This is a genomic window from Chryseobacterium sp. BGA-UO-ETr-SB22, assembly GCF_059567885.1.
The window spans coordinates 66,538-78,575 of record NZ_JCAQOV010000005.1; the positions used below are offsets into that span (position 1 = coordinate 66,538).

The 12,038-nt window shown below is 36.5% G+C and carries 11 protein-coding genes; 7 read left to right on the forward strand and 4 right to left on the reverse strand.

What is annotated here, in order from left to right; genetic code table 11:
- Positions 1–39: 39 nt before the first annotated feature.
- The 4 genes from AC57AW_RS07520 to AC57AW_RS07535 all read right to left on the reverse strand — a co-directional run bounded on the left by AC57AW_RS07520 (position 40) and on the right by AC57AW_RS07535 (position 4,716).
- Positions 40–1,269: an ABC transporter permease gene (locus AC57AW_RS07520; protein ID WP_496351393.1), complete on the reverse strand. Its 1,230-nt coding sequence runs from the start codon at positions 1,267–1,269 to the stop codon at positions 40–42.
- A gap of 23 nt (positions 1,270–1,292) precedes the next feature.
- Positions 1,293–2,042: an ABC transporter ATP-binding protein gene (locus AC57AW_RS07525; protein ID WP_496351394.1), complete on the reverse strand. Its 750-nt coding sequence runs from the start codon at positions 2,040–2,042 to the stop codon at positions 1,293–1,295.
- Between the two features lie 94 nt (positions 2,043–2,136).
- Positions 2,137–3,402 (reverse strand): efflux RND transporter periplasmic adaptor subunit, encoded by a 1,266-nt coding sequence (locus tag AC57AW_RS07530; RefSeq protein WP_496351395.1) that lies wholly within the window; start codon positions 3,400–3,402, stop codon positions 2,137–2,139.
- 3 nt (positions 3,403–3,405) lie between these two features.
- Positions 3,406–4,716 (reverse strand): TolC family protein, encoded by a 1,311-nt coding sequence (locus tag AC57AW_RS07535; RefSeq protein WP_496351396.1) that lies wholly within the window; start codon positions 4,714–4,716, stop codon positions 3,406–3,408.
- A 227-nt stretch (positions 4,717–4,943) separates the two neighbouring features.
- Between AC57AW_RS07535 and AC57AW_RS07540 the strand changes: the two genes are divergently transcribed.
- The 7 genes from AC57AW_RS07540 to AC57AW_RS07570 all read left to right on the forward strand — a co-directional run bounded on the left by AC57AW_RS07540 (position 4,944) and on the right by AC57AW_RS07570 (position 12,003).
- Positions 4,944–6,659 (forward strand): DEAD/DEAH box helicase, encoded by a 1,716-nt coding sequence (locus AC57AW_RS07540; RefSeq protein ID WP_318848901.1) that lies wholly within the window; start codon positions 4,944–4,946, stop codon positions 6,657–6,659.
- A 151-nt stretch (positions 6,660–6,810) separates the two neighbouring features.
- Positions 6,811–7,449: a DUF47 domain-containing protein gene (locus AC57AW_RS07545; protein ID WP_042723220.1), complete on the forward strand. Its 639-nt coding sequence runs from the start codon at positions 6,811–6,813 to the stop codon at positions 7,447–7,449.
- Between the two features lie 20 nt (positions 7,450–7,469).
- Positions 7,470–8,612 (forward strand): inorganic phosphate transporter, encoded by a 1,143-nt coding sequence (locus AC57AW_RS07550; protein WP_318848900.1) that lies wholly within the window; start codon positions 7,470–7,472, stop codon positions 8,610–8,612.
- 100 nt (positions 8,613–8,712) lie between these two features.
- The gene (locus AC57AW_RS07555; RefSeq protein ID WP_047374128.1) at positions 8,713–9,684 is read left to right on the forward strand and encodes a polyprenyl synthetase family protein; all 972 of its coding nucleotides are present in this window, start codon (positions 8,713–8,715) and stop codon (positions 9,682–9,684) included.
- A 76-nt stretch (positions 9,685–9,760) separates the two neighbouring features.
- Positions 9,761–10,711, forward strand: a complete 951-nt coding sequence (locus tag AC57AW_RS07560; RefSeq protein WP_496351397.1) for a GSCFA domain-containing protein — start codon at positions 9,761–9,763, stop codon at positions 10,709–10,711.
- The gene (locus AC57AW_RS07565; RefSeq protein ID WP_496351398.1) at positions 10,712–11,233 is read left to right on the forward strand and encodes a DUF4269 domain-containing protein; all 522 of its coding nucleotides are present in this window, start codon (positions 10,712–10,714) and stop codon (positions 11,231–11,233) included. It begins immediately after the preceding gene.
- Between the two features lie 5 nt (positions 11,234–11,238).
- Entirely contained in the window at positions 11,239–12,003 is a 765-nt protein-coding gene (locus AC57AW_RS07570) for a TatD family hydrolase (RefSeq protein WP_496351399.1), read from the forward strand.
- The last annotated feature ends 35 nt before the right edge of the window (positions 12,004–12,038 follow it).

Consider the following 12,038-nt stretch of genomic DNA (forward strand, 5'->3'; position numbering starts at 1 on the left):
GAATCCAGAGACTTGTATCACAATTCAAATGTACAAAAACTATTCGTATCTTAATGCCTCAATAGGATCAAGTTTTGAAGCTTTCAATGCAGGATAATACCCGAAAAATACTCCGGTCACAGCACACACGATAAAGGAAACAATAATAGATGATTCCGTAATGAAAGTAGGCCATGAAAGGAAAAAAGTAACCAGTTCTGAAGATAAAATACCCAAAAGTACCCCAAGAATTCCGCCGGTGATACTGATAAGCACTGCTTCAATAAGAAACTGGTACAAAATATCTTTTCCTCTGGCACCAATAGACATTCTCAGCCCAATTTCTTTGGTACGTTCCGTAACAGATACATACATGATATTCATAATTCCGATTCCTCCTACAATAAGAGAAATACCTGCAATGGCTGATAAAAGTACCGTTAAAAGCTGGCTGGTAGAACTCATGGTAGAGATCAATTCAGCCTGAGTTCTTACACTGAAATCATCATTGCTTCCATCAGAAGGTAGTTTATGTTGTTTTCTTAAAATCTCCGACACCTGGTCTGTGGCTTGTTGTGAAGTATTCTCGTTTGAAGAAGCGGCGTAAATCGTCTGGACATACGTGATTCCTAAAAACCTTCTCTGAACAGTGTTGAACGGAGCGATAATGACATCATCCTGATCCTGTCCGAATGCATTGGAACCTTTGGGAGCAAGGATTCCGATAACTTTCATAGGAACTTTATTGAATCTGATAACGGCTCCTACAGGATCTTCACCATTAGGAAACAGACTGTTGTAAACAGTTTGACCTAAAAGGCAGACTTTATTGGAAGAAGTTACATCTTTTCTGGTGAAAAGGTTGCCATCCGCAATGCTCCAGTCTCTGATATTAAAATATTCTTCATTCACACCTTGCAGCTGGGTAGGCCAGTTGTTGGGACCATTGATCGACTGCCCGTTGGTCTGTACAGCAGGAGAAACATAAGAAACATCAGGTGCTCCCTTTGAAATAGCATCTGCATCCTGCGGTCTCAGTGTCTGTAACCCTGAAGCTCCTATTCTGGCTCCTCCGGAAACATTCACATTGCTGGACGGACGTATGGTAATCATATTGGAGCCCATTGAAGAAAGCTGATCGCTGATGCTTTTTTTTGAACCCTCTCCAATGGCGGTCATTGCAATCACTGAAGCCACACCGATAATGATACCAAGCATGGTTAAAAATGCACGAAGCTTATTCCGTAACAGGGCTTTCCAGGCAATTCTAAAAAGATTAGAGAGGTTCATTGCAATAGATTTTTAGTTTAAAACTATTTATAATCATCATTTACTGGAAGATTTTCCAGGGCATCTTTGGCTGATTTTATATTTTCATTTTTAACGTCTTTAATGACTTTTCCATCCCGAAGAGTTACTGTTCTGCTGCTGAAAGTGGCTATGTCTGGTTCATGAGTTACAAAAACAATTGTTCGTCCTTGTTTATTCAGGTCTTGCATTAAAGCCATGATCTCATAGGATGTTCTGGTGTCTAGATTTCCGGTAGCTTCATCGGCGAGAATCATTACAGGTTCGTTTACTAAAGCTCTGGCAATAGCTACTCTTTGCTGTTGTCCTCCGGACATTTGGTTAGGAAGGTGGTCAACCCGGCTTTCAAGCTTTACTGCGGTCAATGCATTCAAAGCTCTTGTATGGCGCTCTTCAGTAGATACTTTTGAGTTATAGAGAAGCGGAAGTTCTACATTTTCTTTTGCTGTAGTTCTTGGAAGAAGGTTATAAGACTGAAATACAAAGCCGATTTTTTGATTTCTCAGAACCGCAAGTTCATCACGGTCAAGATTCTTAATATTAACACCGTCCAGAATATAATCTCCACCAGACGGTTTATCTAGGCAGCCTACGATATTAAGCAGAGTTGATTTTCCGGAACCGCTGCTTCCCATAATAGTCACGAATTCACCTCTCTCTACTGTAAATGTGACACCTTTCAGTGCATGAACAACTTCTTCGCCCATCCTGAATTCCCTTTTCAGATCCATGATCTCCAGAATTTTTTCTGCCATGACTTTTTGTTTTTAGGTTTGCTAGTTGCTAGTTGCTAGTTGCTAGTTGCTAGTTGCTAGTTAATTTATTTAGGTTGATTGGCTAAAATTTATGTTATCTCGGTCCGCCGCCACCGCCGCTGTTCCTGTTGTTTCCACCACCTCTTCTTTGAGGCATGAATGGACTTTTAGCCTGTCCGCCAGAAGATTTTTTTGAAAGTACTTTATAGCCTGTAATGATATTGTCATTTTTATTTAATCCTGAAACAACCTGTATTTCGGTATCATTATCCATTCCGGTTTTTATCTTTTTACGGGAAATAGTGCTGTCTTTCGCAATAACCCAGACAGCAGCTTCATTTTTCTTTTCGGCTCCTTTATTTTGTTGCTTCCATTGGTCTTTTTCGTGTTTTTTACCGTTGGCAAATGGAGAATTTATTCTGTATTTTTTGATAATCAGGCTATCCGGTCTAAAGCTGGTTGCTGCTGCCGGAATTTTCATGACATTTTCTAAAACCTGCGTATAAATTGTAATATTTGCAGTCATTCCCGGCTTTAGTTTTAAGCCTGAATTATCTGCGTTGATGATGGTTGTATAATTCACCACATTCGATGAAACGGTAGGATGGAGGCGGACTTCGGAAACCTGGCCGTCAAATGTCTCATCTGGAAAAGCATCCACTGTAAATGTTGCTTTCTGACCTACTTTTACATTTCCGATATCTGCTTCATCCACTGAAGCACGTACCCTCATTTTAGTAAGATCTTTAGCAATACTAAAAAGGGTGGGGGTACTGAAACTTGACGCTACGGTTTGTCCCTCACTTACATTCCTGTTGAGTATCGTTCCGTCTATCGGGGAATAGATATTAGTAAGAGACAGGTTTTTGTTGGCTGTAGAAAGCTGGGCATTTACAGAACCTACCTGTGCTTTTGCAGCATTGTACTGATTGGTGGCATTATCATAATCTGCTTTGCTGATGGCTCCCACTTTGTACAGCTGTGACTGTCTGTTGATATTGATTTCGTTGTAAGCCAGATTACTTTTGGCATTCTGGAGATTAGCTTTGATCTGCTGTGACTGGAATTGAAGAAGATCAGGGTCTAAAGTTGCCAGCAATTGTCCCTTTTTCACGGTAGAATTAAAGTCAACGTAAATATTTTTAATAATTCCCGATACCTGAGTACCTACTGCAACAGTATCCACAGGCTGAATAGTTCCTGTAGCAGTAATGGAATTGGATAGTTCTCCCATTTCAGGTTTTACTGTTTCCAGCTGAATTTTTATTTCTTTCTCTCTGATGAAGAAAAACCAGGCTGCACCTAGAACAATGATGCCACCCACTATCCAATACAACCATTTTTTATTCTTTGTTTTCATAGCTTACTTTAGATTTATAGGGTTACCTGCGTAAAATTCATAGATCTGTTTATTGAGAACGGCAGTGTATTTAGCCTGCAGATAATTCTGAACAGACTGTATATAAAGCAATCTCTGCTGCTGAAGCTGTACATAATCAATGCTTCCGATTTTCATCTGGGCATTCACAATATCATAACTCTGTTTGCTGATGTCCATCTGTTTGTAGGCGGAATCATACTGAGATAAGGCATTCTGAAGATTGATATATGACTGTTCTACCTGCTGATTAAGGACGGTTTTAGTATTTAATAAATCAAGATTGGCTTGTTCAATAGCAATTTTAGACTTCTCAATCTGTGTTTTATAAATTCTGTTATTATAAATCGGAATTCCGAGACTTAACCCGATAGGCATATAAAAATTGTTTCCAAACTGATTAAAATAATTTCCATTGCCGTTTGAGTAATTGGTAGATATATTTCCTGTCAGGCTTAGTGTGGGCTGAATAGATGCTTTAGCCATTTTCAGATTCGTATTGGAGTTTTCTACGCTCAATTCACCATATTTTACTTCAGGACGTTGGTTTTGTGCTGTATTTTGAACATCCTCTAATGGCTTGAGCTGATCCTCTACAATAATACTGTCGGGTTTTACAATCTGAAAATCATATTGGGAAGGAAGCTGAAGGATTTGTTTTAAATTAACCGTATTAGTCCGCAGATTATTTTGAGCAGAAGTAAGATTATATTGATCCTGAGCTACCTGCGACTGAATCTGAAGATAATTTAATTTTGAAAGACTTCCTGCTTTATAGAGCTGATCTCCTTGTTTCAATTGAGTTTGCGTAGTTTTCAGAACATTTTCAAGAGAAATGATATTTTCCTGATTCATCAGAATATTCAGATAAGCCTGGGTAATATTCAGGGTAATATTATTTTCTGATTCCTGTACAGAGAGATCGGCCATTTGTAACAATAGATGTTTGGATGTTTCATTGTTTTTAATGTAATCGGCATGGTACAGGGTCATGGAAGAGCTGGCTCCGATATTTTGAGATTGCAGACCTGTCATATGAAGTCCGTCACTTCCGTTGAGGGCAAACAATCCTTGTGAAATTGTTCCACTTAGATTTGGGTATTTGGCATCTTTTGCCTGAAGAAGATCTTGTTGTGCTGAATTTTTTGAAAGCCTTAGAGAATTAATAGAAATATTATTCTCTTTTGCGTATTCAATACAACTTTCCAATGTCCAGGAGGATGGATAATTGGATGTCTGAGCAAATATTTCAAAGGCTATGCATAAGAATATCAAAAAGAAAAATTTGCGTTCCATGGTTTTATTTTTGAAAATTCATAAATATCACAGAAAAAATCAATCCAATTTAATAAAAAAAAATAATGTTTAACAAGTATTTAACCTAAAGCTTATTTTTTTACATTTAATTTTCAAAAAATTAAAAATATATTAAAAGATTCTGAATTTAAGTTTGTATATTTAAAACTTTATTCAAAAACAAGTCAAATATTTGTTGTATCTTTGCAAAAATTTTAAAATAGTTAATGAATTTATTTACGGAAACCAATTTAAGTCCTGATATCCTTAAGGCAATTGGCGAACTGGGCTACGAAAGCCCAACAGAAATCCAAAAACAGACTATCCCTTTTATTCTTTCAGATATTCGCGACTTGATCGCACTTGCGCAAACAGGGACAGGCAAGACAGCAGCGTTTTCGCTTCCGATTTTGGATATGATTGACGATACGAGTCGCAAAATCCAATTATTGGTGCTTTGTCCGACACGGGAATTATGTCTTCAGATTTCGAAGGACATAAAGAATTACTCTAAGTACATGAAGGACATCAAAACTACTGCAGTTTATGGTGGAAGTAGTATTGTAGATCAGATGAGATCTTTGAAGGATAAACCACAGATTATTGTGGGAACTCCGGGAAGAGTAATAGATCTTATCAACAGAAAAGCACTTGACTTTTCTGCGATTCATTGGTTGGTATTAGATGAAGCCGATGAAATGCTTTCTATGGGATTCAAAGACGAATTGGAAACCATTTTAAGAGAAACTCCGGAAACTAAACAAACTTTCTTATTCTCTGCAACGATGAATAAAGAAGTGGAAAGAATTTCCAAAAATTACCTTACAAAACCACACCGTATTTCAGTAGGTTCTATCAACGAAGTGAAGAAGAACATTACTCACGAATACTATGTAGTAGGGTACCGTCAGAAAAAAGAAGCATTGAAGAGATTAATTGATGCTAACCCTAATCAGTACTCTATTATCTTCTGTAGAACGAGAATGGAAACTCAGGAGGTAGCAGATTTTCTAATGCAGAACGGGTATGCAGCTGATGCTCTTCATGGTGACCTTTCTCAAGCGCAAAGAGATACGGTAATGAAGAAATTCAGATTGAAAAACATTGATATTCTTGTAGCAACAGACGTTGCAGCAAGAGGATTGGATGTAAATTCTCTTACGCACGTTATTCACTTCTCTTTACCAGATGATCCTGAAGTATTCGTTCACAGAAGCGGAAGAACAGGTAGAGCTGGAAAAGATGGTATTTCTATGGCTTTGATAAAGCCTGAAGAAAGCAGAAAACTGAAACAGATCAAATCTGCGACAAAAATTGAAATTAACGAAAAATTCATTCCTACAGGTGAAGATATTATCAAAGCTCAGGTAGGAGGTGTATTCGACAAATTATTGACGGAGCACGAGGATCTTTTCGAATTTGATGACAGCCTGATTCCGGATCTAAGCAAATTTACAAAAGAAGAATTGGTGCACCAGTTGCTACAGTTCCAATTGAAAGACCTTGCTTTATATTACAAAGACAAGCACGATCTTACTGAGCAGAAATTGAGCAGCAGAGATGATGATTACTCAAGAAGAGACCGTGGTCGTGATAGAGACAGAGATAGAGGTCGTGATAGAGATAACAGAGACAGCAGAGACAGAGATCGCGGAAGAGATAGAGACCGTGGTGGAAAACCAAGAAGAAAAGATGAGAGCATGGTAAGGTTCTTCTTTAATCTTGGGAAAAAAGACCACTTGAAAAAGCTTGATGTTTTAGATATTATCAATAAAGCTACTGATGATGGAAAAAGCAAGAAAAGAGCTGAAATCGGAGATATCGAAATCTTAGAGAAATTCTCTTTCTTCGAAGTTGAAAAATCGTTTAAAGACAATGTCTTGAGCAATATTCAATCTATGAAGTTCAAAGGAAAAGATATGAGAGCTGAAGTAGCTAACTAATCTTATCAATTACTATATAAAACCGGCTTTGATGCCGGTTTTTTTATTTGATAATCAGGAGGTAAGCGAATGTTAACAAAACTTAATGTCATATAGTTTCACGTGCAATCCTTTTTTAGGAAATTTGCACACGAATTATAAATACTAAAAAATGGGAATTGGTAATATTTTCCACGCTTTTCAACCAAAAGATAAAATCTTCTTTGTACTTTTCGAAAAAGTAACTGAAAATCTAGTTGCAATGTCAGAAGATTTCAACACAGGAATCAAAGATTTCGATCTTAATGACGATTCAATGTTGAAGAAAATGAGTGACTTCGAACACAAGAATGATGAACTTACTCACGAAATTTTCGTAGAATTAGGGAAAAACTTCATTACACCTTTTGACCGTGAGGATATCCACACATTGGCAACAGGACTGGATGATATCGCTGATTATATCTACGCTTCCACAAAATATATCTTCCTGTACAAATCACCGGAGATGAAGGCTTACTCAGACTTCTCTTTATTGATCCACAAAGCATGTCTTGAAATTCAGAATGCTATGAAAAACCTTAAAGGGTTCAAAAACATGGAACAGGTAAAAGAAGCTTGTATCAAAGTAAATTCTATCGAAAATATTGCTGATGATTTGTTGTCAAATTCTATGGTAGAATTATTCGAAACAAATGATGCGATAAACATTATTAAAGTTTCATCTGTACTTAATTATCTTGAAATAGTAACTGACAAAGCAGAAGATGTTGCCAATACAATTGAGAACATCATGATTAAATACGCATAATTAATAATTATAATTAACAAATGGAATTTCCTATTTTACTTATAGTTATTATTGCTTTGGCTTTGGTTTTCGACTACATTAATGGTTTCCATGATGCTGCCAATTCAATTGCGACTATTGTTTCTACAAAAGTTTTAACTCCATTCCAGGCTGTACTTTGGGCAGCACTTTGGAACTTTGCAGCATTCTTTATTGCCGCTTATATTATTGGAGAATTCAAAATTGGTAATACAATTGCCAAAACTGTTAACGAGAATTTTATTACCCTCGAAGTTATATTTTCAGGTTTGGTTGCGGCCATTGCCTGGAATCTTTTAACTTGGTGGTTTGGTATTCCTTCATCATCTTCACATACGCTGATCGGAGGTTTCATTGGAGCGGCTTTGATGCACGCTTTTATGTTGGATTTTCATGATGTTGCTGCAACTCAGCCAAACTTAGGAACTTGGGATATGCTTAAAACAGCAGCCAGCCAGGTTACTCATCAGAGTGTAGTGAAATTTGATAAAGTAATTCCTATCTTCCTGTTCATTTTCATGGCACCGATCATAGGGATGATTATCTCGATCATTATTACATTAATTATTGTTCACCTTTATAAAAGATCAAACCCATACAAAGCTGATAAATCTTTCAAAAGATTACAGCTGGCCTCTTCAGCATTATTTAGTTTAGGTCACGGCTTAAACGATGCTCAGAAGGTAATGGGGATCATTGGAGCAGCAGTTATTTATTATCATGTTAATATGCTTCAGGATGCTGAATATTTAAATATTGCATCTGCAGGACGTTTTGACTATTTTGCACAGCATTATATCTGGGTGCCTTTGGTTTCGTTTATTGCAATTGCTTTAGGTACAATGAGCGGTGGTTGGAAGATCATCAAAACAATGGGTACTAAAATTACAAAAGTAACTTCATTAGAAGGGGTAAGTGCTGAAACTGCAGGAGCTATTACTTTATTCATAACAGATCACTTTGGTATTCCTGTTTCTACAACACATACAATTACAGGTTCTATCATTGGGGTTGGTCTTACAAAAAGAGTTTCTGCTGTAAGATGGGGAATCACAGTAAGTCTTCTTTGGGCTTGGATTTTAACTATTCCAATCTCTGCAATTGTTGCAGGTGCTACTTATCTTGTAGTCTCTTTCTTATCATAAGAAAAATTAAAATATTTATATAAACTTTGTCCGTTTGGGCAAAGTTTTTTGTTTTATAAAGCCTCGAAAAATCGTATTTTTGTTCAAATTAAAAGATTTTATGGAATTTTTAGACAGATACCAGCAGATTGTTGCAGACGCCATCACTAAATATACTTTTAAAGATAAACCTTCGGAGCTGTATGACCCGATGAATTATATTATTTCCCATGGTGGAAAGCGTCTTCGTCCTATTATGGTACTAATGGCTTGTGAGATGTTCGGCGGAGATCTTAAACAGGCTATTAAGCCGGCATTGGCTATCGAGTTTTTCCATAATTTCACGCTGATTCATGATGATATTATGGATGAAGCTCCTTTAAGAAGAAATAAACCTACCATTCATACTTTACACGGTCTTAATGTGGGTATTCTTTCCGGAGACGGACTGATGCTTAAAGCCTATAAGTTTTTTGAGGATCTTGAACCTGAAATCTTTAAAGCATGTATCAGAATATTTACACACACCGGACTTCTGCTTTGTGAAGGACAACAGTATGATATCAACTTTGAAACTCAGAAAGACGTTACTTTTGATGACTATATCAGAATGATTACTTATAAAACAGGGGTTTTGAGTGCTTCTTCATTTGAGATCGGAGCTTTGATAGCAAGAGCAGATTTTAAAGATGCCAAAGCTATTTTCAATTTCGGAAAACATATCGGAATTGCATTCCAGATTATGGATGATTATCTTGATGTATTCGGTGATCAGGCACAGTTTGGAAAAAAACATGCAGGAGATATTTACGAAAACAAGAAAACCGTACTGTATTTGTTAGCAAGAGAACATGCTACTGATGAAGAAAGAAAAGAACTGGACTACTGGTATTCTAAAAAGACGGAAAACGTTGATAAAGTTTACGGAGTAGAAAAGATATTCAGAAGAACAAAAGTGGATGAAAAAGCCTTACGTCTGATTGAAAAACATAATGAAATTGGACAAAGCTATCTTCAGAAAATAGATGTTCCTGAAGAAAAGAAAAAACCTTTTATCGAACTGGCAAATTATTTGTTGAGAAGAGAGAGTTAATATAGGCAGCAGAAGGTAGGTAGCAGGTAACAGCAATTTACCTGCTATCTGTTTCCTGCCACCTAATACCTGTACAATGAAATTCAGAACAGAAGTTGATATTCCTGCATCAGATAAGAAAATTGAGATTGAAGATAAAATATTTTCAATAGGCTCATGTTTTGCCTCTGAGATGACTGATTTACTTCAGGATGGACAACTTCAAACCCTTAATAATCCTTTTGGGACGATTTTTAATCCTTTTTCCATCAACAGCGCAATCAATAGATTACATGATTCTGCGTTTTATGAAGAGGAAGAACTGATTACCTACAATGAAGAATATATTTCTCTGGATCACCACACCAGTTTTGATACCCGCTATATTCATCAGACCTTAGACAAAATAAATGGAGCAATCGAAGCCGGAAATGCCTTTCTTCAGGAAGCTGACTGGATCATTATAACCTACGGTTCCTCATTTATCTATGAATTTCTTCCTAAGAACAAGCTGGTGGCCAACTGTCACAAAATTCCACAGAAGTTTTTTGAGAAAAGATTACTTTCCCATCAGGAGCTAACGAGCTCGATTTACCAGACTATTCTTGATCTTAAAGACATCTGTAAAGAAGGAGTTCAGATCCTGTTTACTGTTTCACCCGTAAGACATACCAAGGATGGAATGGTAGAAAATCAATTGAGTAAATCCAAATTAATTACAGCCATTCACGAATCTATTTCTCTCTTTGAAGACTGCCATTATTTGCCGGTCTATGAAATTTTGATGGATGATCTCCGCGATTATCGTTTTTATAAAGAAGATATGATTCATCCCAGCACACAGGCGGTTAATTATATTTTTGAGAAGTTTGGGAATGCCTATTTTTCAGGAGATACTCAGGGTTTTATTAAAGAGAACTTTAAGATTATCAGAGCCTTGGAACATAAGACCAGCGACAAGAAAGATCCTAAGTTTATAGAATTCCGGGAGAAATTAGACCAAAGAATTGAAGTGCAGCGTAAAAAGGTAAAACATAAAATATTTTAAATGCTCGATTTCACCAGAATTGACTATCTGAAAAGTGGGAATGAAAGACAGAAAAGGGCGTATGAAGTTCTTGCAAAACATCAGATTTTTGAAAAATTAAGGGAATATTCGCCCATTTTAGCGGGAACCATTCCTATTGAAATTGATATTGAAGGAAGTGATCTGGATATTATTTTTGAGGTTGATTTAAGATTTGAAGAGGACTTTCTGGATGATTTGATGTTTAGCAGATTTATTCCTCATGATGTAGACGTTGAACATCCTATCATAAACGGTGAAAAATGTATTACATTAAATTTTATGCTGGAAGAATTTCCCATTGAGATTTTCGCTCAGAATAAGCCTACAATAGAGCAAAACGCTTACCTTCATATGATTGCTGAATACAAAATATTACAGGAAAAAGGAGAAAAATTTAAACAGAAAATAATAGAACTTAAAAAAGAGGGAATAAAAACTGAGCCGGCTTTCGGAATATTGCTGGGACTTGAAAATCCCTATGAAGATCTGTTAAAATACTAAGAAAAATGATTGACACACATACACATTTATACGCAGAAGAATTTGATGAAGATAGAAAAGAAGCTATTCAGAGAGCTTTAGACAAAGGAATTACAGAATTCTATCTTCCTGCAATTGATTCCGAATCTCATGAGAAGATGCTGCAGTTGGAAACAGAATATCCGGGACAAATTTTTTCAATGATGGGATTACATCCTTGCTATGTAAAACAGGAATCTTGGGAAAAAGAACTTGAAATTGTAAAAAAATATCTTGATCAGAGACCTTTTCCTGCAATAGGAGAGATCGGAATCGACTTGTATTGGGATAAAACAACGCTGGATATTCAGGTGAAAGCCTTCGAACAGCAGATTGACTGGGCGATAGAAAAAGATCTTCCCATTGTGATTCATACAAGAGATAGCTTTGATGAGACATTTGATGTATTGGAAAGAAAAAAACATCCGAAGCTGAGAGGTATTTTCCATTGTTTTTCTGGAAACCTGGAGCAGGCACAGCATGCTATAGGCCTTAATTTCATTTTAGGAATCGGTGGAGTAGTAACCTTTAAAAACGGGAAAATAGACCAGTTTCTGAATGAAATTCCCCTGGATAAAATTGTTCTGGAAACAGACTCTCCTTATCTTGCTCCCGTTCCGCACAGAGGAAAAAGAAATGAAAGCTCCTATCTTGACCTGGTAGCTGGTAAACTTGTGGATATCTATGGGAAAGATTTATCTGAGATAGACTGTATCACTACAGAAAATGCAAAGAATCTTTTTCAATCATAAAAGTTCTCAACTTTAAGATAAATAAAAACCCTTTT